Below are 25,425 nucleotides of genomic sequence, written 5' to 3'. Positions count from 1 at the left end.
ATGCAGTTCCACCCCTCCACCGTGCGCACCCGCATCGATACGCCGCTGGGCGCCATGGTGCTGTCGGCCTCCGACCGGGGCCTGAACGGCGCCTGGTTCGACGGCCAGCGCCACCAGCCCGTGCCCGATGCCTGGCCGCAGGCGCCGGCCCATCCGGTGCTGCAGGCCGCGCAGGCGCAGCTGCACGACTACTACGGCGGCCGGCGCATGGCTTTCGATCTGCCGCTGGACCTGTCCGGCGGCACGCCGTTCCAGCAGGCCGTCTGGCAGGCCTTGCTCGACATCGATTGCGGCCGCACCAGCAGCTACGGCGCACTGGCCCGCGGCATCGCGCGTCCCGCGGCCGTGCGTGCCGTGGGCGCAGCGGTGGGCCGCAATCCGATCAGCGTGATCGTGCCCTGCCACCGCGTGCTGGGCCACGGCGGTGCGCTGACCGGCTATGCCGGCGGCCTGCCGCGCAAGAGTGCGCTGCTGGCGCTGGAGAGCACAGACCTGGAAGTCGCGGCATGACGGACAAGCGCACGACCTGGCTCGGCGACTTCCTGTTGCTGTCAGCGCTGTGGGGCGCCTCCTTCCTCTTCATGCGCAATGCCGCGATCGAGCTGGGCCCGCTGCCGACGGCCGCCGCGCGCGTGGGGATCGCGGCGCTGTGCCTGCTGCCGCTGCTGTGGCGGCGCGGCCTGCTGCCCGAGCTCGTGCGCCACCACCGGCCGGTGCTGTTCGTGGGCCTGCTCAACTCGGGCATCCCGTTCGCGCTGTACTCGTACGCGGTGCTGTCGATCTCCACCGGCCTGTCGGCCATCCTGAACGCCACCGTGCCGCTGTTCGGCGCGCTGGTGGCCTGGGCCTGGCTGCGCGACCGGCCCGGCGCCTCGCGCAGCCTGGGCCTGGCGCTGGGCTTTGTCGGCGTGGCGCTGCTGGCCTGGAACAAGGCCAGCTTCACGCCCAAGGCCGGCGGCGGCGCCACCGGCTGGGCCGTGCTGGCCTGCCTGCTGGCCTGCATCTGCTATGCGCTGGCCGCCACCTTCACCAAGCGCTATCTGGGCGACGTGAAGCCGCTGGTGCTGGCCGCCGGCAGCCAACTGGGCGCCACGCTGGGCCTGGCGCTGCCGGCGCTGTGGCTGTGGCCCGGCCGGGCGCCCAGCCTCTCGGCGCTCGCCAGCCTGGTGGCCGTGGGCGTGCTATGCACGGCGCTGGCCTACATCCTGTTCTTCCGGCTGATCGCGAATGTGGGGCCGGCCCGCACGCTGACCGTGACCTTCGTGGTGCCGGTGTTCGGCGTGCTGTACGGCACGCTGCTGCTGGACGAGGCGCTGACGCCTGCGATGCTGGGGTGTGGCGTGGTGATTCTGTGCGGGACGGCGCTGGCGACGGGGGTGGTGCGCTTGCCGGCACGGAAGTGAGCGCGGAATGTCTGTAACAAGCAGCAACAAATTTGCTGGTTTGCCGCAATGGCCGAAACAGAAACGCCGCTGGCACAGTAGCTGCTTCCCACGTCGCCCTGTGCCCAGCTTTGGTGCACAGCTCCCCTGTTCCGAGGTCCATCCCTTTCAAATGAAATTCACAACACGCACCCCTCTCTGGATCGCCACTCCCATTGCCATTGCGCTCACTGTCGTTGCCTGTGGCGGTAGCGATGGCGATGACCTGATCGTCGACACCAAGGCCGACAGCTGCTCTGTGCTGTCCAGCAGCGGCGCGTCCGTCGTCGTGGGCTCCGGGGTTGCTGGCGACCCGGCTGCGCCAGAGGCTGCTTCCGGATACCGCCTGGGCTACAAGGCCAAGCACTCCAGCAGCTACATGGTCGTTGCCAATACGCCCTTGGCAACCAAGGCCGGTTGTGAAGTGCTGAAGGCCGGCGGAACGGCGGCCGATGCAGCCATCGCCGTGCAGGCCGTGCTGGGCCTGGTCGAGCCGCAGTCCAGCACCATCGCGGGCAGTGCGTTCATGATGTACTACGACGCGGCCAGCAAGAAGGTCACCGCCTACGACGGCCGCGAGACGGCCCCCGCCGCAGCGACCGGTTACTACCTGGCGCGCCAGGACCAGGCCGACCCCGCCTCTGCCGCACCCGTTCCTTCCGCACGCCGCAGCGGCCGCTCGATCGGCGTGCCGGGCGTGATGCGCATGATGGAAATGGCGCACAAGGAACATGGCAAGCTCAAGTGGAACCAGTTGTTCGACGAAGGCATCGACCTGGCGACCAACGGCTACATCATTCCGGCGCGCATGGGTGCGGCGATCAGCGGCAGCGCTGCCAGCCTGCGGCTGGATGCCAACGCCGTCGCCGCCTACTTCAACGCCGACGGCACGCCCAAGAAGGCTGGCGACACCACCAAGAACGCACCGTACGCCGATACCTTGAAGGCGCTGGCCGCGCAAGGCGCGGACGCGCTGCACACCGGCGAGATCGCCAAGGCCATCGTGGCCAAGGTCGGCCAGACCGTGGGCGACGACACCGCCGCCACGCCCATCACGCCCGGCCTCATGACCCTGGCCGACCTGTCCGGCTACAAGCCCAAGAAACGCGACCCGGCCTGCACCACCTACCGCAGCACCTACTTCATCTGCTCGATGGCGCCGCCGTCCTCCGGTGGCATCGCGATCACGCAGGCCCTGGGCATCCTGGAGAACTTCCCGCTGTCGTTCTACCCGCCGACCAACCCGTCGAACGAAGGCGGTGTGCCCAGCGTGATGGGCGTGCACCTGGTCAGCGAAGCATCGCGCCTGGCCTACGCCGACCGCGACAAGTACGTGGCCGACACGGACTACATCCCGCTGCCTGGCAGCGGCCTGGCGACCATGCTCGACAAGAACTACCTGAAGAGCCGCGCCGCGCTGATCGACATGACCAAGAGCATGGGCACGGCACAGGCCGGCAACCTGGGTGATGTGCCGCTGGGCCGCGACACCTCGCAGGAAGCCGGCACCACGCACTTCTCCATCGTCGATGCCTATGGCAACGTGGCTTCGGTCACCTCCACGGTCGAGTCGTCGATGGGCTCGTTCCACATGACCAACGGCTTCCTGCTGACCAACCAGCTGACCGACTTCTCGGCCCAGCCGGCGGACAGCACCGGTACGCCGATCGCCAACCGTGTCGCACCGGGCAAGCGCCCCCGCAGCACGATGGCACCCACGCTGGTGTTCCGCGGCGCCGAGCCCGGCGAATTCGTGATGGCCACCGGTTCTCCCGGCGGCGGCACCATCATCCAGTACGTGCTGAAGACCGTGGTCGGTGCGCTCGACTGGGGCCTGGACGCGCAGCAGGCCACCTCGATGGTCGACTTCGGTGCAGCCAACAGCCCGACGACCAACGTCGATGGCGCCAACACGACGCTGGACACCTCGGCGCTCGTCGCCGGCCTGCGCGCCATGGGCCACACGGTCAGCACCGGCGCCCAGTCCAGCGGCATCTCCACTGTGATGCGCGTCCAAAAGGACGGCAAGTGGATGCTGCAAGGCGGCGTGGACCCGCGCCGCGAAGGCATCGTGCTGGGCGACGGCGCGCTGTAACGCTTGGGGCTCTTGCGGCCCCGCCCCGACGCGCAAGGCCCGGCAACGGGCCTTGCGCTTTTTTTTCGCGCTGCGCGTCAGTGCGTCGGCATCTCCAGCAGGGCCTGCAGCGTCAACTCCGTCGGCCCGTCGTCCAGCCTCACCCGGTGCGCGATGCCCAGCGCACGCGACAGCGCCGGCCGCAACGGCCGCATGCTGATGCGTGCATCGGGCAGCGGCGCGCCGGACTCGTGCGGCAACAGCGCGGCGCCGTAGCCGGCGGCCACCAGGCTCTTCATCGCGTCGTTGTAGTTCAGTTCGATGCGCGCCTGTGGCCGCTCCCCGGCCGCTGCGAACCACTCGGCGGTCTGGCGCGACAGCCGGGTGCCGCGGTCGTTGGAGATCAGGGGCCGGGCCGCGAGCCAGGCGGGCGTCACCTGCCGTGGCGGCTTCCAGTCCGCGGGAACGAAGGCCAGCACGGGATCCTGGCGCCAGGCCCGCACGCGCAGGCCCCGCTGCGCGGGCTGCGGCAGCGCGACGATGCCGATGTCCAGGCTGCCGGCCGCCAGCCGCGCGAGCGCCTCCACGCTGGTCACCACCGCGACCTGCACATCGATGTCCGGATGCCGGGCCGACAGGGCCTGCAGCGCCTGCGGCAGCAGGTGCGCCAGCGCGCCGGTGGAGGCGCCCAGGCGCACACGGCCGCCGCGCGCGGCGATCTGGGCCTGCACGGCCTGCAGCAGCTCGTCGGCTTCGGCCAGCAGCCGCCGGGCCTTGTCGATCAACAGGCTGCCGGCGGACGTGGCCGTCACGCCCGAGGACGCACGGTGCAGCAGCCGCGTGCCGAGCCGGGCCTCCAGCTGCGCCACGTGCAGCGTCACCGTGGGCGGTGCCAGGTGCAGCGCCTTGGCGGCGGCGGCGAACGAGCCGAGATCGGCCACCGTCAGCAGCGTGCGCAGCCGGTCGAGATTGAGTTCGCGCATGGAGCAGGCCCGTTGTCGCTGGATGATTCAGGAATGGTGAATCGCAAGTTTGTCAGATTCAACTGGCCTGCATTCGCCAGGCACGGCACGATGCGCTCCGATCCCTGTTGGAGCACTCCATGACCCCTCTCGTTTTCATCGATGGCGACCAAGGCACGACCGGCCTGCAGGTGCGCCAATGGCTGTCCGGCCGGACCGACCTGCGCGTGCTGCAGTTGCCGCCCGAACACCGCAAGAGCACGGCCCACCGCGCCGAGGCCTTGAACGACTGCGACCTGGCCTTGCTGTGCCTGCCGGACGACGCCGCGCGCGGGGCCGTGGCCCTGGTGCGCCGTCCCGGCGTTCGCGTGATCGATGCCAGTTCGGCCCACCGCACGGCGCCCGGCTGGGTCTACGGCCTGCCCGAGATGGAGCCGGCGCAGGCCGCGCGCATCGCCGCTGCCGCGCGGGTCAGCAACCCCGGCTGCTACCCGACCGGCGCACTGCTCCTGCTCAGGCCCCTGGTCGAGGCCGGCCTGGTGCCGGCCGACCATCCGCTGGCCATCCATGCCATCTCGGGCTACTCGGGCCAAGGCCGGGCCGGGCTGCAGGCGCACGAAGGCGCCGCTGCGGCCAGTGCGCCGCCCTTGCAGGTCTACGGCCTGGGCCTGCAGCACAAGCACGTGCCCGAGATCCAGCAGCACGCCGGCCTGGCGCATGCCCCCGCGTTCGTGCCGGCCTACGGCCACTACCGGCAAGGCATCGTGCTCACGATCGCGCTGCACCAGCGCCTGCTGCCTGCGGGCGTGACCGCCGCGCACCTGCACGCCGCGCTCGCCATGCGCTACGCGGGCCAGCCCTGCATCGAACTGCAGCCGCTGGGCGGCGACGTCGATGCGCAGCGGATCGACCCGCAGACGCTCAACGGCAGCAACCGCATCCGGCTCGCGGTGTTCGGACAGGAGCGCACCGGCCAGGTGTTGCTGGCCGCGGTGTTCGACAACCTGGGCAAGGGTGCGGCGGGCGCGGCCGTGCAGAACCTGGACCTGATGCTCGGGCTGTCGGCAGCCCACACGCAGGGGCCTTTCACCGCCGTACCGGACCTGCGGGCTGCGTGAGCGCTCTTGCGCCGGCCAGGCCGGTCAGGCCGCCTCCAGCCGCCAGGCATCGTTCCGCGCGCCCTGCGTGCGGAACACCGCCACGCCCTCGACCAGTTCGCCCGCCTGGCTGCGCAGGCTGCCCGCGGCCGCTGCCATCTGCTCGACCAGCGCGGCGTTCTGCTGCGTGGTCTGGTCCATCTGCGTGACGGCCTCGCCGACCTGGGCCACGCCCTGCGACTGCTCCTGGCTGGCGGCGCTGATCGCGCCGATCAGGTCGGACACGCGGCGCACGGCGGCCAGCAGCTCCTGCATGGTCGTGCCGGCCCGGCCGGCCAGCGCGTTGCCGGCGTTCACGCCCTGCACGCTGTCGGTGATCAGGGCCTTGATCTCCTTGGCCGCGTCGGCGCTGCGCTTGGCCAGGACGCGCACCCCGCTGGCCACGACGGCGAAGCCGCGGCCGTGCTCGCCGGCGCGCGCGGCCTCCACCGCCGCGTTGAGCGCCAGGATGTTCGTCTGGAACGCGATGGCGTCGATCACGCCGATGATGTCGGCGATCCGGCCCGAGGCGGCATGGATGCCCTGCATGGTCTGCACCATCTGCGCGACCACCGCGCCGCCCTGCTCGGCCACGCCGCCGGCGCTGGCGGCAAGCGCACTGGCCTGGCGCGCCGTGTCGGCGTTCTGGCGCACCGCGGCCGTCATCTGCTCCATCGAGGCCGCCGTCTGCTGCAGCGCGCTGGCCTGGCTCTCGGTGCGTGCCGACAGGTCGTTGTTGCCCTGCGCGATCTCGGCGCTGGCGGTGGCCACGCCGTCGGCGTTGCCGCGCACACGCAGCACCACCTGCGTCAGCTGTTCGCGCATGCGCAGCAGTGCGGCGATCAGGCGGCCGACCTCGTCCGTGCCATGCGCAATGCCCGGGCCGGCCAGGTCGCCCTGCGCCACGGCATCCGCCAGCGCCACGGCCTGCGCCAGCGGCCGTGTGATGGAGCGCACGAACGCAGCCATCAGGCCGCCCGCGAGCAGCAGGGCCAGGCCCAGCGCCAGGCCGGTCCACAGCAACGCGCGGCGCTGGTCCACGATGCGCTGCTGCAGGGCCGCATCCAGGCTGGACATGGCCAGCGCGTTGAGTTCGTACAGGCCGTCGATGGTCCGTGTGAAGTCGTCGAAATAGGCCTGACCGGGCAAGGTGAGCGTGGCGGCCTGCAGCAGTTCGCGCTCCGCCAGTTGCAGCGTGGCGGCGATGCGCTCGCTCTGCTGGCGCGCAGGCGCCTCCAGCGCTCGCCGCAGCGTGGGGTCGGCGGCGCTGGCACGTGCGATGTTGCGGAAGGCTTCGCCCTGCAGCTCCAGCACGCGCTCGCGCAGCGACTGCAGCAGCGCACGGCCCGGCGGCGGCAGCTCGCCGCGCGCGAGGAAGGACGCGCCCTGTGCCCGCATCACGCCCAGCTTTTCGCCCAGCATGGGCGATTGCACCAGCGCGGCCTGGATCAGCGCCTGCAGCGCCGGCTCCGGCTCCACCGTGAGCCGGAAGCTCTGCAGCAGTTCCTCGCCGATGCGCATGGTGGTGCCGATCAGGGCAGTGTGCCGGGCCGTGCTCTGTGGCGCCTGCAGGCTGCGCGCGGCCACCTCGGACTCCAGCTGCTGCCAGCTCTGGCGCAGCTGGGTCCAGGCCTGGCGTTCCGCGGCCGGCACCGCGGCTTCGGCCAAGCGCGCGTCCGCGGCCTCCAGCGCCTTGGCCACCGCGTCGCGCGCGGCCGGGCGGCGCGCCGCCAGTACCTCGTTGCCGCTCAGCATGCTGGCCGACAGGCCGCGGTGCACCTGCATTCCCTGCACGGCCTGGTGGAGCGCGGCCAGCGGCGCGGCGCCGCGGGCTTCATGGCGGGCCTGCGCCAGCGTCTGCAGCGCGCCGCGCGTGTAGAGCCAGGCCGGCAACAGGCACATGAGCACGCCGATCAGCGCGAGGATGGCGAATTTGTGAAACAGGGACAGGCGTTGGAGCATGCGGCGAGCACCGCAAGTTCCACACCACGCGCACGCCGCACAGGGCGGATCAGGAACCGGCTGTCGGCGCACCGGCCAGGGCTGCGGCCTGGCGCGGCAGCCGGCCAGCCCAGGTGGCGTCCTGCCGGCAGGGGGCGTAGGCGTCCTGCGCGATGCGGTAGATGCGCGTGGAGACGTCCATCAGGCCCAGCACGGAATGGAAGTAATCGTCGTGCGAGACCTTCGCGTCGGCACGGCCGCGCAGGCAGCTGTCCGACAGCGCCGTGGCCTGCGCGAAGCCTGGCGACAGCCAGGTGATCCAGGGCACGTGCTTTTGCACGTCGGGCGCGATGGCGTAGGGCATGCCGTGCAGGTACAGGTTGTTCTCGCCCAGCGATTCACCGTGGTCGGACACGTACATCAGCGCGTTGTCGGTGCCCGTGGGGTTGCGCCGCAGCCAGGCGATGGCTTCGCCCAGGAACTGGTCGGTGTAGGCGATGGAGTTGTCGTAGGCGTTGCGCAGCTGCTGCGGATCGCAGTCCTGCAGCGCATTGCTCGTGCATTCGGGCAGGAAGCGCTTGGCCGAGGCCGGCGAGCGCTTTGCATAGGCCGGGCCGTGGCTGCCCATCTGGTGCAGCACGACGACGGTGCCGCGCGCGCGGCGTGCCGGGTCCAGCGTCGCCAGGCGCGCTTCCAGCTGCTCCAGCATGGCGCCGTCCAGGCACTCGCCGCCGCTGCACAGCGGGCTCCTGGCGCTCTGGTCCGTGGCGGCGTTGGGCACGCGGTCGCACACGCCCTTGCAGCCGGACTGGTTGTCCAGCCACAGCACGGCCAGTCCGGCGCGCTGCAGCACGTCGAGCAGGTTCTCGTAGTTGCCATCGCGGCGCAGGTACTCCTCGCGCGGCAGGTGCGAGAACATGCAGGGCAGCGACTCGGCCGTGCTGGTGCCGCAGGACCAGGCGTTGCGAAAGCTCAGCACGTTCTCGCGCGCCAGCGTCGGCGAGGTCGGCCGCGCATAGCCGTTCAGGCCGAAGTGGTCGCTGCGCGCGGTCTCGCCCAGCACCAGCAGCAAGAGGCGCGGCCGTGCCGTGCCGCCAGCGGGAGTGGACAGGCCCAGCCGGGCGTCCTCGCCCAGTGGCTGCAGCGGACCGGCCTTGTGCTGGAACGGCCGCGCCGCCAGCCGCACGACCGAGACCACGCTGGACACCGGGTTGACGAGGTAGCGCAGGTCCTTGTTGTTGCGGCTGGCCGAAGCGAGCGGCTGGAACATGGCCAGCACCAGCGCCGCCAGCGCCAGCAGCGCCGCGAGCGAGAACGCCGGATTGCGCCAGAGCTGGCGTCCCATGCCGCCATAGGCCACGGGCTGGCGCCAGACGAGCCAGGCCGGCAGCACGGCCAGCACCAGCACGCCGGCCAGCAGCTGCCAGTTCAGCAGTGCGCCGGCTTCGCGCCAGTCGGTCTGCATGGCGTTGACCAGCATGCCCGGATCGATCAGCACGCCATAGCTGTCCATGAAGTGCCGCGCCAGCGCCGTGCTGAACAGCAGCAGCACGAGCAGGGGCTTGAGCGTGGGCCGCCAGGCGAACAGGCCCAGCAGCGCGGCCAGCAGGGCCCAGATGGCCAGCCACAGCGCAGCGCCGAAGGCCAGGCCCCGGCCACCCGCGAGCAGGTTCAACGCGGACAGGCGTTGCCACAGCGCGCCGTTGCCCACCAGGGTCATCCAGAGGCTGGCGGCCAGCACGAGCCAGAGCGGGGACATCGGGCGGCGCATCATGCGGCGGCTCCTTGGAGGTTCATGCGCGTGTGCGCGAAAGCGAAGTCGACCGCCCAGCCCACGGCGGCGCAGATCCAGGCGGTCCACAGCGTGTGGCTCATGAAGTGGGCGCCGCGCAGCTGCTGGGCCAGGCCCAGCACCAGGCCGGCGACGACGGCCAGCACCAGCCAGAGCGCGGCCAGGCGCGGCAGGTCGCGCCGCAGCGCGAACCAGCCCGCGACGAAGGCGAAGCCGGCGCTGGCATGGCCGGCCGGAAAGCAGCGCCCGGCCCCACCGTCGGCCTGCAGCCAACCCAGCCAGTGCGACTGGTAGCGGGCCACGCCGCCGAAGGCCGCGAGGTCCCAGGGGCAGCTGGTGTGGCTGCCCGACTTGACCAGCGCGACCATGCCCGTGGCCAGCAGGCCCGACAGCGCCAGCTGCAGCCGCCGCGCAAAGGGCAGCCGGCGCAGCGGTCCGACCGGCCAGGCCACGCCCAGGCACAGCAGCAGGCCCACCGCCCAGGCCAGCTGGCGCGCCCGGTCGTGCAACACATGGGTCAGCCACCAATTGCCCTTCAGCGCGAAGCCGGCCGGGCCGCCCATGTGCTCGGCCAGCGCCATGTCCCAGCCGCCGGCGTCCCACAGCAGCGGCAACGCGAGCAGGGCCAGCACCACGGTGCCCGGTCCTCGGAGTCCTTGTCGATCTTGCATGCCGGCGAGCTTCGGGCGCCTCACTTAAGGAACCCTTAAGAGCGCTCGGCACAATGGCGGCCATGCGTGTTCTTGTGGTGGAAGACGATCCGGGCATCGCCCAGGGCCTGCGCCTGACGCTGGGCCAGCATGGCTGGGCGGTCGATTGCGTGGACGGCCTGGAGGCCGCCTGGTCGGCGCTGCGCGTGGAAGCCTTCGACGCGGTGCTGCTCGACCTGGGCCTGCCCGACGGCGACGGCGCCACGCTGCTGCAGCGCCTGCGCCAGGCAGTGCCGAACGCCCTGCCCGACCCGGCCACGCCCGTGCTCATCATGACCGCGCGCGACCAGGTGGCCTCGCGCATCACGGGCCTGGACATGGGGGCCGACGACTACCTGAGCAAGCCCTTCGACGCGCACGAACTCGCGGCGCGGCTGCGCGCCGTGTGCCGCCGCGCGGCCGGCCGGCCGCAGCCGCTGCTGCGCCGCGGCACGTTGGAAGTGGACCCGGCGGCGCGCCAGGTGCGCCAGGACGGCCGCGGCGTGGAGCTGTCCACGCGCGAGTTCGGCGTGTTGCTCACGCTGCTGCAGGCCAGCCCGCGCGTGCTGTCGCGCCAGCAGATCGAAGCCAGCCTGTACAGCTTCGACCAGGCGCTGGAGAGCAACGCCATCGAGGTCCACGTGCACCACCTGCGCAGAAAGCTTGGCGACGGCCTGATCCAGACCATGCGCGGCGTCGGCTACTTCGTGCCCGAGGAAGCACGCCGGTGACGGGCCGGCCCTCGCTGCAGCGCCAGCTGCTGGCCTGGACGCTGGGCGCGCTGGTCGCGGTCTGGTCGGTGTTCATGCTGGTCGGCTATCACACCGGCGTGGAAGAGTCCGACGAGCTGACCGACGGCCACCTGGCCAGCGTGGCCTCGCTGCTGCTGGCGCAGTCCGGCACGGCCTTCGAGGAGCAGCGCCCCGATGCTGCCACCCTGGGCGTGGCGCCGAACCTGAAAGCGCACGATTACCAGCAGTCGCTGAGCGTGGCCATCTGGGACGAGAGCGGCAAGCTGCTCACCCGCACCGGCCCGGCGCCCCTGCTGGCCTTCGAGACGTCCGAGGGATTCGCCACGCTGCAGCTGGGCCAGCCGGCCCAGGCCTGGCGCGTCTTCGTGCGCAGTGACGACGTGGGCCAGGCGCGCAAGGTCGCCGTGCTGCTGAGCGTGCAGGAGCGCGACGACCTGGCCGAGGACATCGCCGGGCAGGTCGCCACCCCCGGCCTGTGGCTGCTGCCCATCGTCACGCTGGTGCTCACGCTGGCCGTGCGGCGCGGCCTGCGGCCGCTGCTGGACCTGAGCGCGCGTGTGCGTGCCATGGACATCCACCAGGCCGGCCGGCTGCACGCACCGCCGCACGCCGAGTTCCAGGCCATGGTGGCGGCCATCGAGACGCTGGGCACACGCTACCAGACCGCGCTGGCGCACGAGCGCGAGCTGGCCGACACCTTCGCGCACGAGTTGCGCACGCCGCTGGCCTCGCTGCGCCTGCACGCCACCTCGCTGCGCGGCACGCTGACAACCGGGGAGCGCCAGGCCGCGCTGGCGCAGGTCGAGGCAGACGCCGCGCGCACCGCGGCCATCATGGACGACCTGCTGGCCCTGGCCCGGGCCAGCCGGGCCCAACTGGCCGAAACCGCGCAGCCGCTCGACCTGGCGGCGCTGGCGCGCCGGATCGCGGCCGAGCAGGCCCAGGACGCGTTCGAGAGCGCCCACGAGCTGGCGGTGGACGCGCCGGCCGAGTGCACGGCCAACGGCCACCCCGTGCTGCTGGAGATCGCGCTGCGCAACCTGGTCGCCAACGCGCTGGGCCACACGCCGCCCGGCACCGCCGTGGAGATCCGGGTGCTGGCCGACCCACCCACGCTGCAGGTGCGCGACAACGCCGCCAGCCTGCTGCACCCGGGCGATCACCGCCGCGGCGGCGCCGTGCTGGGCCTGGGGCTGGGCCACCAGGTCGTGCGGCGTGTGGCCGCCGTGCACGGTGGCGGCTTCGGCACCACCGGGCCCGACGCCGACGGCTGGCGCTGCGACACCCTCACGCTGGGCAGCACGCCCGGCCACAACACGTCCCCACCGTGACCCAAGACCGCCCCACCCCGTCCGATCCCACGTTCGACAACCCACACAAGCGGCGCCACGGCCTCGTGCGCCTGTGGCATGCGCTGCGCCATTCGTTCGAGGGCCTGCGTGCCGGCTGGGCCGAGAAGGCCTTCCGGCTCGAAGCCCAGCTCGCGCTGGTGCTGCTGCCGCTGGCCTTCTGGCTGGGCCGCGGCTGGGCCGAGGTGGCACTGCTGGTCGGCAGCGTGGTGGCGGTGATGGTGGTGGAGCTGCTCAACACGGCCGTGGAGTCGGCCATCGACCGGGTCGGCCCGCAGTGGCATGCGCTGTCCAAGCGCGCCAAGGACCTGGGCAGCGCGGCGGTGCTGCTGGCCCTGCTGTTCTGCGGCGGGGTCTGGGTGGCGGCGCTGCTGGCGCGCTTCGGCTAACGCAGGCGCGCGCCGTCGCGCACCGATTCGATGGCGCCGTTGTACAGGCGCACGATGCCCAGGAAGTTGCCGGGGCCGCGGTCGTAGGTCCACTCCTCCATGGGCACGCACTGGTTGGCCAGCACGGCGCCGGGGCCGTCGCCGCGGTAGGGCGTGACGATCCAGCCCAGCTGCAGCATGGACACGCAGACCGGCTGGCGGTACACCGGGTCGCCGCACTTGTGCAGCAGCGCCACGGGCGAGTCACCCTTGCCCACGAGTTGGCCATTGCAGCGCAGCGACTGCGAGGCCTCGGCGTCCGGGGCGGCCAGCGTCGCGGCGACCAGGACGAAGCAGGCCGCCGCCAGGCGGACGGGGTGCAGGACGTGCGGGCACAGCATGGCCGCGAGCATACGCCTGCCGCTCAGCGCCGCGCGCGCCAGCCCAGCAGCTCGTTGCCGACCAGGGCCACGATCACCAGCGAGCCGCCCACCAGCACCGACGGCCCGGGCTGCTCGCCCGCGCCCAGCCAGGCCAGCGCGATGCCGAAAATCACCTCCAGCAGCGCCAGCAGCGAGACTTCGGGCGCGGCCAGCACGCGCGCGCAGCGCACTGCCAGCACGCAGGGAATGGCCAGCTGCACCAAGCCCAGCAGGGCCAGCAGGCCGATGTCGTGCGGCGTGGCGGTGAGCGGCAGCGCCGCCGGCAGTGTGGTCAGCGACGACAGCAGCGCGCCCACCAGCACGGCCGGCACCAGGTCGAGGTCGCGGCCGGCGGCATGGCTGCGCTGCACCACGGTCCAGTTCACGGCGGCAGCCACGGGCACGCACAGCGCGACCAGCGTACCGGTCAGCACCCCGCTGCCCCCACCGAGCTGCGTGCCGTACATCCAGGCGATGCCGATGCCGGCCAGCACGATGGCGCCCCAGGTGCGCGGCGCCAGCCGGTGGCCCAGCGCGAAGCGCGCCACCAGCGCCGTGAACAGCGGCCCCAGCGCCATGGTCACGAGCACGTTGGCCACGCTGGTCAGCGTCAGCGCGAGCATGAAGGCCGTGAACATCACGCTCCAGCACAGGCCCGAGATCCACAGCGCCCAGCCCGCGGCGCGCATGCGCGCCCACAGCGTGCGGCCCTGCAGCAGCGGCAGCAGCACGGCCAGCGCCACCAGCGTGAAGAAGCTGCGCCAGAAGGTGACCTCGAAGCCCTCGGCCGCCTGCAGCTGCCGCGTGACGACGCCGGCAATCGACCACATCAGTGTGACCAGCACCATCAGGAACAGCGCGCGCGTGTGTGTGAGATGCATGGCCCGTGTTTGTCTTGTCTCCGATGGGCGGCGATTGTGCGGCCTGTGCGCACCGGCCGGCGCCAGGGCGCGCGTCACCGGTGCGACAGCCGCGCCGCGCAGGCGATGCCATCCGTCACGCCGCAGGGCTAAGGTGTTTCGTCCATGCTTGAAGGAGGCCACCATGCCCACCACTGTGCTCGTCCGCCAGGACGCCCTGGACCAGACCCGGCTGCAGACCCTGCCGGACGCCGCGCTCGCCGCGGGCCAGATCCGCGTGCGCATCGCACCGTTCGCGCTGACGTCCAACAACCTGACCTATGCCGCGCTGGGCCAGTCCCTGCGCTACTGGGAATTCTTCCCGAGCGGCGAGGTCGGCTGGGGCATCGTGCCGGCCTGGGGCTTCGGCACGGTGGTCCAATCCGCGCAGGCCGGTGTGGCGGTCGGCGAGCGCCTGTACGGCTTGTGGCCGATGGCGGACCAGGCCGTGCTGCAGCCGCAGCGGCTGCGGCCCGACAGCTTCGTCGACGCGGCGCCGCACCGCGTGCCGCTGCACCCGGTCTACAACCACTACAGCCGCTGCGCGGACGACCCGCTCTACACCGCCGACAGCGAGGACCTGCAGGCCCTGCTGCGGCCGCTGTTCATCACCTCCTGGCTCATCGACGACTTCCTGGCCGACCAGGGCTTCTTCGGTGCCGGCACCGTGCTGCTGTCCAGCGCGTCGAGCAAGACGGCCTTCGGCTGCGCGTTCCAGCTGGCGCAGCGCGCCGGCCTCACGGTGGTCGGCCTGACCTCGCCCGCGAACATGGCGTTCTGCACCAGCCTCGGCTGCTACGACCGCGTGCTGGCCTACGACGCGCTCGATGCGCTGGCGGCCGAGACGCCTTGCGTGTACGTGGACTTCTCCGGCAACAGCGCCTTGCGGCAGGCCGTGCACGCGCGCTTCGTGCAGCTGCGCCACAGCTGCACGGTGGGCGCCACCCACCTCGCACAGCTGGGCACGGACGTGCAGCTGCCGGGCCCGCCCGCCGTGCCGTTCTTCGCACCTGCGCAGATCAAGAAGCGCACGCAGGACTGGGGCCGCCAGGGCTTCAACGCGCGCCAGCTGCAGGCCTGGCAGGCGCTGCTGGCCCGTGTGGGCGACCCGGCCCGGCCCTGGCTGGTGCCGCAGCACCACCAGGGTGCCGCGGCCGCGCAGGCGCTCTACCGCCAGCTGCTGGCCGGCGCCGGCGATCCGCGCAGCGGCCACATGGTGTCGCTGGCGGCGCCCTGAAACAGGCTCAGACCGCCAGCGGCGCCAGCGCCTCGCGCATGGTGCGCGCCACCAGCTGCTGGCGCTCGCGCGGCATGCGCGCCAGCGTGCTGGCCAGGCTGATCGCGGCCACCGGCTCGCCGCGCGCGTCGCGCACCGCCATGCCCACGGCCAGCACGTTGCGCGTGGCGTGGTTGCCGATCACCGACCAGCCGCGCTCGCGCGTGGCGCGCACCAGGAGGTGCATGCGCTCGGCCGTCATGCCGCCGTAGGCGGCGAGCTGCGGCGCATTGGCCGCGACGATCTGCTGCACCTGGGCGTCGGGCAGCGCCGACAGCAGCGCCAGCCCGGCGGCGCCCACGCCCAGCGGCTGGCGCGTGCCGACCTGGATCACGAGCACCTGCACCGGGTGCGTGCCGACCTGGCGCGCGATGCAGTGCGAATGCGGGCCGTCGCGCACGATGGCGAAGGCGGCGTCGCCGAAGGCCGCGCTGACCCGGGCCAGCACCGGCTGCAGCCGCACCGCCATGTTGGGCTGGCCCGTGGTGGCAGCGGCGCGGCCCAGCCGTGGCCCCGGCGCGTAGCGGAAGCGCCCCGCCGTGGCCACGTAGCCGGCCGCCTGCATTGTGGCCAGCAGGCGGTGCACGGTGGCGCGCTCCAGCGCGCAGGCACGGCACAGCTCGACCACGCGCAGGCCCTCGGGGCCGGCATCGAGCAGCGCATCCAGCAACTGCAGCCCCCGCCGCAACGCGCGGGCGCCGCCGGCGTCAAGGGATGAATCGTCCGCAGAGTGGACGTTCTGGTTCGTGCTGGAGCGGGCCATGGCGAAGAATTCCGGCGGTCGGGAGCGATGCCGCGCAGTGTGCCGCAGCCCCGGCCACACCACCCCAACCAGGAGACGACATGACCGACCACCACCCTTGCCGCCGCCGCCTGCTGGCCTTTGTCGCCAGCCTGGCGTGTGCGAGCGCCCTGCCCGCCTACGCCGAAAGCTGGCCCGCCAAGCCCGTGCGCCTGGTGGTCGGCTACGCGGCCGGCGGCGCCACCGACGTGGTCACGCGGCTGGTCGGCCAGAAGATGGGCGAGCTGCTGGGCCAGCCGGTCATCGTGGACAACCGCACGGGCGCCAACAGCAACGTGGGCGCCGAAGTGGTGGCGCGCGCGCCGGCCGACGGCTACACGCTCTACGTCTACACCATCGCCAACACCATCAACGCCTCGCTGTACGGCAAGCTGGGCTACGACCCGCGCAAGGACTTCGCGCCCATCGGGCTCATGGCCAAGATCCCGAACATCCTGGTCGTGCATCCCTCCCTGCCCGTGAAGACGGTGGCCGACTACCAGCGCTTCGCCAGGACCGAGAAGAACGGCATCACCTTCGCCTCCTCGGGCAGCGGCTCGTCCATCCACCTGTCGGGCGAGATGTTCAAGATGCAGACCGGGCTCAACATGCTGCACGTGCCCTACCGCGGCAGCGCCCCGGCCGTGGCCGACCTGCTGGGCGGCCAGGTGCAGTCCATGTTCGACAACGCGCCTTCCTCGCTGCCGCATGTGCAGTCGGGCAAGCTGCGCGCCATCGCCGTGACCAGCGCGCAGCGCCTGCCCATGCTGCCCGATGTGCCCACGCTGGCCGAGTCCGGCTTTCCGGGCCTGGACGTGCAGTCCTGGTTCGGCCTGGCCGCGCCGTCCGGCACGCCGGCGCCCGTCGTCGCCCAGCTCAACAAGGCGCTGAACCAAGCGCTGGAAACACCCGAAGTGAAGAAGCGCCTGCAGGACCTGGCGGCCACGCCCGCGCCCGGCACGCCCGAGCAGATGCGCGCCTTCGCCGATGCCGAGATCACGCGCTGGCAGGCCGTGGTCAAGGCCTCCGGCGCCTCGGCCGAATGAGTTCCCTCCCACGCCACTGAGAAACCCATGTACCCGATCGACTTCTTCTGGCGCGCCGCCACGCGCTGGCCCGCGCGCACCGCCATCGATGCGCCCGAGGGCAGCCTTTCCTACGCCGAACTGGCCGAACGCGTGCGCGCACTGGCCGCCGCACTGAGCGCCATCGACCCGCAGCCGCAGAGCCGCGTGGGCATCTGCGCGCACAACAGCGTAGCCTACATCGTGGCGCTGCTGGCCGTGCTGGCCTGCGGCAAGGTCTGGGTGCCGCTGAACCCCAAGAGCACGCGGCCCGAGCTGCGCCGCCTGGTGGACGCGACCGAGCCCAGCATCCTGGTGCTGGACGCCGACTGCGCCGCCCTGCTCGAGGGCGCGCCCGGCCAGCGCCTGTGGACCGACCAGGCCCCGGCCGGTGGCGACAGCGTGGCCGCCCTGCTGGCGCGCCATGCCGGCGCGCCGCAGCCGCAGATCGCGCTGCCCGACGACGCCACCCAGGCCATCAAGTTCACGGGCGGCACCACGGGCGCGCCCAAGGGCGTGATGCAGCCCTACCGCGCCTGGATGGCCAACATCGCCAACCAGATCCACTGCTGGGGCTTCGACGAGCACGAGCGCTACGTGCTGGCCGCACCCGTCACGCACGGCACCTCCACCTACCTGCTGCCCATCCTGGCCCAGGGCGGCTGCCATGTGCTGCTGGACGGCAGCGGCGCGGCGGCCGTGCGCGCGGCCTTCCGCGAACGCGGCGGCACCGTGGCCTTCATGCCGCCCACGCTCATCTACATGCTGATGGCCCAGGGCGGCGCCAGCCGCGCCGACTTTCCGCAACTGCGCCGGCTGATCTACGGCGGCGCGCCCATGCCGCCCGAGAAGATCCGCGAGGTGCGCGCCTTCTTCGGCCCGGTGCTGGCCACCACCTACGGCCAGACCGAGGCGCCGCAGATCCTGACCGTGCTGCAGCCCGAGGACTTCGAGGACGAGGCCAACTGGGCCTCGGTCGGCCGCACGGCCTGGTTCAGCGACGTGGCCATCATGGCGCCGGACGGCCGGCTGCTGCCCACCGGTGAAGTCGGCGAGGTGGTCGCGCGCGGCGACCTCGTCATGAGCGGCTACTGGCGCCTGCCCGAGAAGACCGCCGAGACCATCGTGGACGGCTGGCTGCACACGGGCGACCGCGGCCTCATCGACGCACGCGGCATGCTCTACCTCAAGGACCGGCTCAAGGACATGGTCATCACGGGCGGCTTCAACGTCTACCCGATCGAGGTCGAGAACGCGCTGGGCCAGCACCCGGCCGTGCACGAATGCGCCGTGTTCGGCGTGCCCGACGACAAGTGGGGCGAGTCCGTGCAGGCCGCCGTGCAGCTGCGCCCGGACCAGCAGGCGAGCGAGGCCGAGCTGACGGCCTTCGTGCGCGAGCGCCTGGGCCCGGTGGCCACGCCCAAGCGCATCCATTTCCACGCCAGCCTGCCGCGCTCGCCGGTGGGCAAGGTGCTCAAGAACGCCGTGCGCGAACGCGCGCTGGCAGCCGATTGATTCCCAAGGAGACAGGCATGAAGACCAAGACCCCCGAAACCCGTTTGTGCACCCACACGCTGACCAGCCTGCACTACGGCGATGCCAACCTCGTCGAGGATCTGATGGGCCAACGCAGCTTCACCGAGGTGATGCTCATGCAGATCCTGCAGCGCCCGCCGCGGCCGGTGGACATGCGCATCTGCGACGTGGTGCTGATCGTGCTCATGGAGCATGGCTTGACACCCAGCGCCATCGCCACGCGCCTGGTCTACATGAGCGCACCCGAGAACCTGCAGGGCGCAGTGGCCGCGGGCCTCCTGGCCGTGGGCAGCTCCTTCGTGGGCACCATGGAGAACTGCGCCCCGCTGCTCGAACGCATCGCCGCCGCGGCCGACCCGGATGCCGAGGCGCTGCAGATCGCCCGCCACTACAAGGAGATCAAGGGCGCCGTGCCGGGCTTCGGCCACCACCTGCACAAGCCGGTGGACCCGCGCGCCTACAAGCTGCTGGAGCTGGGCCGTGCCGAGTCCGAACTCAAGGGCGACCGCATCCGCGCACTGGAGACGCTGTCCAAGGCCGTGAACGCCGTCGCGGGCAGGCCCATCACGGTCAACGCCACGGGCGCCGTGGCCGCGCTGCTGGGCGAGATCGGCGTGCCGACCAACGTGATGCGCGGCTTCGCCGTGATCTCGCGCGCGGCGGGCCTCGTGGCCCACATCGTCGAGGAGCAGCAAAGCCCCTCGGGCCGCTTCATCTGGGACACGATCGAGCACGCCATCCCCTTCGTGGGCAAGAAGCCCGAAGGCGCGGCATGACGGCGGATGCGCGCCCGCCCGCCCTGCCCCTGGACCTGACGGGCCGCGTCGTCTTCGTCGCCGGCGGCGGCTCGGCCGGCCCCGGCTGGAGCATCGGCCGCGCGGCCTGCGTGACCTATGCGCGGCTGGGCGCGCGCGTCTGCGTGGCCGACCGCGACGCCGACTCGGCGGCCGAGACCACGGCACTGGTCCGCGCCGAGGGCGGCGAGGCCGAGACCCTGGTCGGCGATGTGGCCGTGGAGGCCGACGTGGTGCGGCTGTTCGCGGCCGCACGCGAGCGCTTCGGCCCCATCGACGCGCTGCACCACAACGTGGGCATCGGCAAGACCGGCGGCCCGATGGAGACCAGCGCCGAGGACTTCGACCGCATCCACGCCGTCAACGTGCGCAGCCTGCTGCTGTGCGCGCAGCAGGTGCTGCCGGCCATGGCCGAGCGCGGCCGCGGCGCGCTGGTGGCCATCTCCTCGGTGGCCGGCATGCGCTACGTGGGCTACCCGCACCTGGGCTACAGCGTGACCAAGGCGGCCGTCACGCAGTTCACGCGCATGGTGGCGCAGCAGTACGCGGGCCAGGGCATCCGCGCCAACACCGTGGTGCCCGGGCTGATCGACACGCCGCGCATCGCCGGCACCGTGGCGAAGATGTTCTCGGACAGCAGCCTGGACGAAGCGCGCGCGGCCCGTGCACGCCAGGTTCCGATGCAGCGCATGGGCACGGCGTGGGACGTGGCCCATGCCTGCGCCTTCCTGCTGTCGGATGCGGCGGCCTATGTGACCGGCACGGAACTCGTGGTGGACGGCGGGCTGACCGGCAAATACAGCTGAACGCCGCTACTCGCCGGCGCGGTAAGTCGCCGCGTCCAGCCGCAGCCGCTTGAGCTTGTCGTACAGCGTCTGCTTGGCGATGCCGAGCGCGAGCGCCGTGGCGCCCACGTCGCCATGCGCGCGGCGCAGGCCTTCGGACACCAGCACGCGCTCGATCTGCTCCAGCTGCTCGGGCAGGCTGCTGGCCGGCGCGCCCTCGCCCAGCAGCCGCGCCTGCTCCTCGTCCATGAGGCCCAGCACGTAGCGGTCGGCCACGTTGCGCAGCTCGCGCACATTGCCGGGCCAGGTGTGGGCCATCAGCACAGTGAGGATCTCGGGCGTGACCAGCGGCGCCGGCAGCTCGTAGCGGCGCGCGGCCTGCAGCACGAAGTGCTCGAACAGCAGCGGTATGTCCTCGCGCCGCTCGCGCAGCGGCGGCAGCGCGATGAAGGCCACGCCGAGCCGGTAGTACAGGTCGCTGCGAAAGCGACCCTGCTCGGACGCGACGCGCAGGTCTTCCTTGCTGGCAGCCACCACGCGGCAGTCCACCGGTACGGACTGGTTGGAGCCCAGGCGCTCGATGCTGCGGTCCTGCAGCGCGCGCAGCAGCTTGGCCTGCACGGGCAGCGGCATGCCCTCGATCTCGTCCAGGAACAGCGTGCCGCCATGGGCATGCTCGAACTTGCCGATGCGCCGGCGCGTGGCGCCCGTGAAGGCGCCGGCCTCGTGGCCGAAGATCTCGCTGTCCACCAGCGACTCGGGCAGCCCGGCGCAGTTGACCGGCACGAAGTGCGCCTGGCGGCGCGCGCTGTGCTCGTGCAGGCAGCGCGCCACGAGGTCCTTGCCGGTGCCGGTCTCGCCGTAGAGCACCACGTCAGCCGGCGCGGCGGCCAGCGTGCGCACCAGTGCGCGCACGCGCTGCATGGCAGCCGAACGGCCCAGCAGCGTGGCCTGGATGCCGGGCCAGCTTTCCAGCTGGCGCTTGAGCGAGGCCACCTCCAGCGCCAGCTGGCGCTTGTCGGCGGCGCGCCGCACCACGGCGGCCAGCTGCTCGGAGCTGCAGGGCTTTTCGAGGAAGTCGTAGGCGCCTTCGCGCATGGCCTGCACGGCCATGGCGATGTCGCCGTGGCCGGTGATCAGCACCACCGGCAGGTCGGCATCGAGCCGGCGCAGCTCGGCCTGCCATTGCACGCCGCTGGTGCCGGGCAGGCGCACGTCGCTGACCACCACGGCCGGCATGCCGGCCGCGACATGGGGCCGCGCGGCCTCGACCGACTCGTAGCCCTGCACGGCGAAGCCGGCCAGTTCCAGCGCCTGGGCGCTGCCGGCGCGCACGTCCTCGTCGTCCTCGACGAAGACGACCCGGATCGGGTGCAGTTCAGCCGTCATGGCGCATCGGCACGCCGCAGCGGCAGGTCGATGACGAACTCGGCCCCGGTGGGCGCCAGGTTGTGTGCGCTGAGCGTGCCGCCGAACTCGCGCACGAGGTGGGCCGAGACCATGAGGCCCAGGCCCATGCCCTTGCCGGCGGGCTTGGTGGTGATGAAGGGCTGGAACATGCGGGCCAGGACGGTGTCTGCGATCAAAGGCCCATTGTTGCGGATCGCGACGCGGGCGCGGCCGCCCTCCACTGTGGCAGCCACCTCGATGCGGCGCGGCCCAGGCCAGCCCTGCAGCGCGTCGATGGCGTTGCCCAGCAGGTTGGCCAGCACCTGCTCCATGCGGCTCTCGTCGCCGGCCACGGCCAGCGCGGCGGGCAGGCCCTCCAGCGACAGCACGATGCCGCCCTCCTGCAGGCGCGGCGCAAGCTGCTGTTGCAGCTCCTGCACCAGGCGCAGCAGCTCCACGCTGCCAAGGATGTCGGCCGGCTTGCTCGCGAACAGCCGCAGCTGCGAGGACAGGCGCTTGAGCCGGCCCACGAGCCGGCCGATGCGCGCGAGGTTGGCCCGCGCCTCGTCCAGCCGGTTGCGCTGGATCAGCTGGTCGGCGTTGTCCGATACCGTCTGCAGCGCGGCCAGGGGCTGGTTGAGTTCGTGCACCAGGCCGGCCGAGAGCTGGCCCAGCACGGCCAGCTTGCCGGCGTGCACCAGTTCGTCCTGCGCGGCCTGCAGAGCCGCCGTCCGCTCGGCCACCTTGCGCTCCAGCGCGTCGTGGGCCCGCTGCAGCGCGGCGCGGCTGGCCAGGTGCTGGCGGATCGCGCGGCGCCGCGCGGCGAGCAAGGCACCTGCAGCCAGCAGCAGCGCCATCGCCAGCGCGGCGCTGAAAGCCCAGTTGCGCGCGCTGGCGCGCACGGCTGCCTCGTCGTCGAGCAGGATCAGCTGCCAGCGGCCCTGGTGCACCTGGCGCGTGCTGGCCAGCCAGGGCCGGCCATCGACCCGCACGCGGCGGGCCTGGCCGTCGCCCTCGGCGCGGTCGCGCCAGCCCAGCGGCGCCAGCGAACTGGGCCCGTAGCGCCGCGCGGCGGCGGCCTCGGCACGGGCCTCGTCCGTCAGCGCGACCAGCGGACGCCAGCGCCAGTCGTCCCGGCTCGACAGGATCGCGACCTGGTGCTCGTCCACCACCAGCACCGGCCCGGGCAGCTGGCGCCACTCCTGCTCCATGCCGGCCAGGTCGACCTTGACCGTGGCCAGGCCCAGGGCGGTGCCCTGCGAGGGCAACGCGTACGACAGGTAGTAGCCCGCGCGTGCCGTCGTCACGCCCAGGCCGTAGAAGTGGCCGCGGCCGGAGGCCAGCGCGTCGCGCACATAGGGGCGGTACGACAGGTCGCGTCCGTACGGCGTGCCGGGCAGTGCGAAGTCGGCCGCGGCAATGGCGGTGCCGCCGCGATCGACCAGGTACAGGTTGTCGGAACCCGCGATGGCGTTGAGCGACTGCAGGTACAGGTTGACGCCGTAGGCGCGCTGGCCGTCCTCGGGATGCGCGAAGAACTGCATCACCTCGGGCGAGGTCTCCAGCAGCGAGGGCAGGAAGTCGAAGCGTGCCAGCTGGGCATCGAGGCGCGTGGCCGCCACCTCCAGCCGCTGGGCCGCCACCTGCTCCAGCGCGGCCAGGCCCTGGCGCATGGCGAGCCAGCTGCCGGTCCAGGCGGCCAGGCCGATCAGCAGCGCGGCGGTGGCGGTGCGCACCGCCAGGTGCGCGGTCCGACGCAGTGGGCGGGCTGGCTTGGCCGGGCTGTCCGCCATCGCGCTCCCGTCAGCGGCTCTTGCGCGCGGGCGCCGGCTTGGCTGCGGGGCTTGACGCCGCGCCCATGGCTTCGGACATGCCGATCAGCACGCCGCTGACCAGCGTGGCGTAGTGGTCCATCATGGCCTGGGCCGCGCGCTGGTTGAAGGCGCGGCCTTCGCGCGCTGCCGCCTGGGCCTTGGCCAGCAGCTGCTCCACGGCTTCGCTGGCGGCCTGGCCGGTGGCGCTGTCACCCTGGCCGAACAGCATCAGTGCCTGGGCCCAGGCACCCTGCATGGGTGCCAGCGCAGCGTTGCTGGTGGCCTTGCGCATGGTCTGGAACACCATGTCCTCCATCTTCTCGATGTCGTCCATGGCCTTCTTGACCTGCTTCTCGCGCACGTCCAGGCCCTGGTCCAGCAGCTGCTGCAGCGCGCGCTGGCTGGCCTGCACGGCCTGGCGCACGGCATCGTCGACACCGGCCACGGTCTGCGCGAGCATGGCGTCGATGTCCACGCCATGGGTGTTGCGCGCCGCGCCCTGGGCCGCCGCCTCGGTCACCGACTTGACCACGTCCTTGATCGCCTTGAGCGTGAGCTCGCGCTGCTGCAAGGCCTTGAGCGTGGTGTCGTGCACGGCCTGGCGCAGGGCCTGGCTCTGCTTGTTGGTGGCCTGCTCGTACTGGGCGATCAAGGCTTCGGTGTCGATGCCGGTCTTGCTGCTTGCCATGGCTTGTCTCCTGGTGCAAAGGACAGATGCGGACGCCGGCCCCGGCGCCCTGCCCCCATCTTGCACCAAGTTGCGATCGGGTCCCGCGGTCAGGCCCGCGCGTTGCCCGTCGCCTGTGCCGATGCGGGCATGTGGTGGTTCACCGCGTCGAGCACGGCCTCGGGGTTGTCCGACTCGGCCGGCGTCTCGTTGTTGAGCACGGCCTGCATGCGCGCCACGTCCAGGTCGCCGGTCCATTTGCCCACCACCACGGTGGCCACGCCGTTGCCGATCAGGTTGGTCAGCGCGCGCGCCTCGGACATGAAGCGGTCGATGCCCAGGATCAACGCCAGGCCCGCGACCGGCACATGGCCCACGGCCGACAACGTGGCCGCCAGCACGATGAAGCCCGAGCCCGTGACGCCGGCGGCGCCCTTGGAGGTCAGCAGCAGCACCAGCAGCAGCGTGATCTGGTGCGTGATGTCCAGCGGCGTGTTGGTGGCCTGGGCGATGAACACCGCGGCCATGGTGAGGTAGATCGAGGTGCCGTCCAGGTTGAACGAGTAGCCCGTGGGCACGACCAGGCCGACCGTGGACTTGCGCACGCCCAGGTTCTCCAGCTTGGCCATGATGCGCGGCAGCACGGACTCGCTGGAGGAGGTGCCCAGCACGATCAGCAGTTCTTCCTTGATGTACTTGATGAACTTCCAGACCGAGAAGCCATGCGCCTTGGCGATGGTTCCGAGGATGCCGAAGATGAACAGCAGGCAGGTGGCGTAGAAGGTGGCCATGAGCTGGCCCAGCTGCACCAGCGAGCCCACGCCGTACTTGCCGATCGTGAAGGCCATGGCACCGAAGGCACCGATGGGCGCGACCTTCATGATGTAGCCGACGATCACGAACAGCACGTGCGAGAACTTCTCGATGAAGTCGAACACCAGCGTGCCGCGGCCGCCGAAGCGGTGCAGCGCGAAGCCGAACATCACCGAGAACAGCAGCACCTGCAGGATCTCGCCCTTGGCGAAGGCGTCGACCACGGTGCTCGGGATCACCTGCAGCAGGAAGTCCACCGTGCCCTGCATCTGGCCGGGCTTGGTGTAGGCCGCGATGCCCTTGGTGTCGAGCTGGCTCACGTCCACGTTCATGCCCGCGCCGGGCTTGACGATGTTGATGATGACCAGGCCCACGACGAGCGCGATGGAGCTGACGATCTCAAAGTACAGCAGCGCGTAGCCGCCCGTCTTGCCGACGCGCTTCATGTCCTCCATGCCGGCGATGCCGACCACCACCGTGCAGAAGATGATGGGCGCGATGATCATCTTGATCAGCTTGATGAAGCCGTCGCCCAGCGGCTTCATGGCGGCGCCGGTGTCGGGATAAAAGTGCCCGAGCAGCACGCCGACCACGATGGCGGTGATGACCTGGAAGTACAGGGAGCGGTAGAAGGGGCGAGGCTTGGCAACGGCGTCCATGGCTTGTCTCTTTGGGGTGGAGAAAGAAACCACTTCGCAATG

General features: G+C 71.8%; 23 protein-coding genes. 12 read left to right on the top strand and 11 right to left on the bottom strand.

What is annotated here, in order from left to right; genetic code table 11:
* From ACSQ4M_RS19865 to ACSQ4M_RS19855, 3 genes are all read left to right on the top strand, one after another.
* Nucleotides 1-510: a methylated-DNA--[protein]-cysteine S-methyltransferase gene (locus ACSQ4M_RS19865; RefSeq protein ID WP_436191148.1), complete on the top strand. Its 510-nt coding sequence runs from the start codon at nt 1-3 to the stop codon at nt 508-510.
* A complete protein-coding gene (locus ACSQ4M_RS19860) occupies nt 507-1,403 on the top strand; it encodes a DMT family transporter (RefSeq protein WP_436191147.1) in 897 nt (298 codons plus the stop codon). Before ACSQ4M_RS19865 ends, ACSQ4M_RS19860 begins: the two co-directional genes overlap by 4 nt.
* Before the next feature lie 151 nt (nt 1,404-1,554).
* A complete protein-coding gene (locus ACSQ4M_RS19855) occupies nt 1,555-3,516 on the top strand; it encodes a gamma-glutamyltransferase family protein (protein ID WP_436191146.1) in 1,962 nt (653 codons plus the stop codon).
* Nucleotides 3,517-3,593: 77 nt separating this feature from the next.
* Here ACSQ4M_RS19855 and ACSQ4M_RS19850 read toward each other — a convergent pair whose 3' ends face one another.
* Entirely contained in the window at nt 3,594-4,478 is an 885-nt protein-coding gene (locus tag ACSQ4M_RS19850; protein WP_436191145.1) for a LysR family transcriptional regulator, read from the bottom strand.
* A 119-nt stretch (nt 4,479-4,597) separates the two neighbouring features.
* Here ACSQ4M_RS19850 and argC point away from each other — a divergent pair, with 119 nt between their 5' ends.
* A complete protein-coding gene (gene argC, locus ACSQ4M_RS19845; RefSeq protein WP_436191144.1) occupies nt 4,598-5,575 on the top strand; it encodes an N-acetyl-gamma-glutamyl-phosphate reductase in 978 nt (325 codons plus the stop codon).
* Between the two features lie 24 nt (nt 5,576-5,599).
* Here the strand turns inward: argC and ACSQ4M_RS19840 are convergent, their stop codons facing one another.
* From ACSQ4M_RS19840 to ACSQ4M_RS19830, 3 genes are read right to left on the bottom strand one after another with little or no spacing between them, the layout of a single operon-like run.
* A complete protein-coding gene (locus tag ACSQ4M_RS19840) occupies nt 5,600-7,555 on the bottom strand; it encodes a methyl-accepting chemotaxis protein (protein WP_436191143.1) in 1,956 nt (651 codons plus the stop codon).
* Nucleotides 7,556-7,604: 49 nt separating this feature from the next.
* Nucleotides 7,605-9,308, bottom strand: coding sequence for a phosphoethanolamine transferase (locus ACSQ4M_RS19835; protein ID WP_436191142.1), 1,704 nt, complete (start codon nt 9,306-9,308; stop codon nt 7,605-7,607).
* Entirely contained in the window at nt 9,305-9,997 is a 693-nt protein-coding gene (locus ACSQ4M_RS19830; protein ID WP_436191141.1) for a phosphatase PAP2 family protein, read from the bottom strand. The genes ACSQ4M_RS19835 and ACSQ4M_RS19830 overlap by 4 nt, the downstream gene beginning before the upstream one ends.
* Nucleotides 9,998-10,059: 62 nt before the next feature.
* Between ACSQ4M_RS19830 and ACSQ4M_RS19825 the strand changes: the two genes are divergently transcribed.
* From ACSQ4M_RS19825 to ACSQ4M_RS19815, 3 genes are read left to right on the top strand one after another with little or no spacing between them, the layout of a single operon-like run.
* Nucleotides 10,060-10,746: a response regulator transcription factor gene (locus ACSQ4M_RS19825; protein WP_436191140.1), complete on the top strand. Its 687-nt coding sequence runs from the start codon at nt 10,060-10,062 to the stop codon at nt 10,744-10,746.
* Nucleotides 10,743-12,098 carry a histidine kinase dimerization/phospho-acceptor domain-containing protein gene (locus ACSQ4M_RS19820; RefSeq protein WP_436191139.1) on the top strand — a complete coding sequence of 452 codons (1,356 nt, stop codon included), beginning with the start codon at nt 10,743-10,745 and terminating at the stop codon, nt 12,096-12,098. The genes ACSQ4M_RS19825 and ACSQ4M_RS19820 overlap by 4 nt, the downstream gene beginning before the upstream one ends.
* Complete coding sequence (locus ACSQ4M_RS19815; RefSeq protein ID WP_436191138.1) at nt 12,095-12,505, top strand: diacylglycerol kinase; 411 nt, start codon at nt 12,095-12,097, stop codon at nt 12,503-12,505. Before ACSQ4M_RS19820 ends, ACSQ4M_RS19815 begins: the two co-directional genes overlap by 4 nt.
* Here the strand turns inward: ACSQ4M_RS19815 and ACSQ4M_RS19810 are convergent.
* Entirely contained in the window at nt 12,502-12,885 is a 384-nt protein-coding gene (locus ACSQ4M_RS19810) for a DUF2845 domain-containing protein (protein WP_436191137.1), read from the bottom strand. The genes ACSQ4M_RS19815 and ACSQ4M_RS19810 overlap by 4 nt on opposite strands.
* 23 nt (nt 12,886-12,908) lie before the next feature.
* Nucleotides 12,909-13,787: a DMT family transporter gene (locus tag ACSQ4M_RS19805; protein ID WP_436191136.1), complete on the bottom strand. Its 879-nt coding sequence runs from the start codon at nt 13,785-13,787 to the stop codon at nt 12,909-12,911.
* A gap of 163 nt (nt 13,788-13,950) precedes the next feature.
* Between ACSQ4M_RS19805 and ACSQ4M_RS19800 the strand changes: the two genes are divergently transcribed.
* Nucleotides 13,951-15,042 carry a DUF2855 family protein gene (locus tag ACSQ4M_RS19800; protein WP_436191135.1) on the top strand — a complete coding sequence of 364 codons (1,092 nt, stop codon included), beginning with the start codon at nt 13,951-13,953 and terminating at the stop codon, nt 15,040-15,042.
* A gap of 7 nt (nt 15,043-15,049) precedes the next feature.
* Here the strand turns inward: ACSQ4M_RS19800 and ACSQ4M_RS19795 are convergent, their stop codons facing one another.
* Nucleotides 15,050-15,844: an IclR family transcriptional regulator gene (locus tag ACSQ4M_RS19795; RefSeq protein ID WP_436191134.1), complete on the bottom strand. Its 795-nt coding sequence runs from the start codon at nt 15,842-15,844 to the stop codon at nt 15,050-15,052.
* Between the two features lie 80 nt (nt 15,845-15,924).
* On the opposite strand from ACSQ4M_RS19795, the gene ACSQ4M_RS19790 reads away from it, so the two are divergent.
* The 4 genes from ACSQ4M_RS19790 to ACSQ4M_RS19775 are packed head-to-tail and all read left to right on the top strand — an operon-like array spanning nt 15,925 to nt 20,062.
* On the top strand, nt 15,925-16,908 hold the full coding sequence (locus ACSQ4M_RS19790; protein ID WP_436191133.1) for a Bug family tripartite tricarboxylate transporter substrate binding protein: 984 nt from the start codon (nt 15,925-15,927) through the stop codon (nt 16,906-16,908).
* 27 nt (nt 16,909-16,935) lie between these two features.
* Nucleotides 16,936-18,441, top strand: coding sequence for a class I adenylate-forming enzyme family protein (locus ACSQ4M_RS19785; RefSeq protein ID WP_436191132.1), 1,506 nt, complete (start codon nt 16,936-16,938; stop codon nt 18,439-18,441).
* A 17-nt stretch (nt 18,442-18,458) separates the two neighbouring features.
* Entirely contained in the window at nt 18,459-19,238 is a 780-nt protein-coding gene (locus tag ACSQ4M_RS19780; protein ID WP_436191131.1) for a citryl-CoA lyase, read from the top strand.
* Nucleotides 19,235-20,062, top strand: a complete 828-nt coding sequence (locus tag ACSQ4M_RS19775; RefSeq protein ID WP_436191130.1) for an SDR family NAD(P)-dependent oxidoreductase — start codon at nt 19,235-19,237, stop codon at nt 20,060-20,062. Before ACSQ4M_RS19780 ends, ACSQ4M_RS19775 begins: the two co-directional genes overlap by 4 nt.
* A gap of 6 nt (nt 20,063-20,068) precedes the next feature.
* Here ACSQ4M_RS19775 and ACSQ4M_RS19770 read toward each other — a convergent pair whose 3' ends face one another.
* The 4 genes from ACSQ4M_RS19770 to ACSQ4M_RS19755 all read right to left on the bottom strand — a co-directional run bounded on the left by ACSQ4M_RS19770 (nt 20,069) and on the right by ACSQ4M_RS19755 (nt 25,383).
* Nucleotides 20,069-21,430, bottom strand: a complete 1,362-nt coding sequence (locus tag ACSQ4M_RS19770; protein WP_436191129.1) for a sigma-54-dependent transcriptional regulator — start codon at nt 21,428-21,430, stop codon at nt 20,069-20,071.
* The gene (locus ACSQ4M_RS19765; protein ID WP_436191128.1) at nt 21,427-23,166 is read right to left on the bottom strand and encodes a sensor histidine kinase; all 1,740 of its coding nucleotides are present in this window, start codon (nt 23,164-23,166) and stop codon (nt 21,427-21,429) included. Before ACSQ4M_RS19765 ends, ACSQ4M_RS19770 begins: the two co-directional genes overlap by 4 nt.
* Before the next feature lie 67 nt (nt 23,167-23,233).
* Nucleotides 23,234-23,932: a DUF6781 family protein gene (locus ACSQ4M_RS19760; protein WP_436191127.1), complete on the bottom strand. Its 699-nt coding sequence runs from the start codon at nt 23,930-23,932 to the stop codon at nt 23,234-23,236.
* A gap of 89 nt (nt 23,933-24,021) precedes the next feature.
* Nucleotides 24,022-25,383, bottom strand: a complete 1,362-nt coding sequence (locus ACSQ4M_RS19755) for a dicarboxylate/amino acid:cation symporter (RefSeq protein WP_436191126.1) — start codon at nt 25,381-25,383, stop codon at nt 24,022-24,024.
* Between the last annotated feature and the right edge of the window lie 42 nt (nt 25,384-25,425).

The sequence above is a fragment of the Pseudorhodoferax sp. LjRoot39 genome (assembly GCF_964253035.1).
GTDB lineage: Bacteria > Pseudomonadota > Gammaproteobacteria > Burkholderiales > Burkholderiaceae_C > Pseudorhodoferax.
The sequence above is the reverse complement of the archived record's forward strand: the minus strand, read 5'-3'. Positions and strand labels throughout refer to the sequence as shown.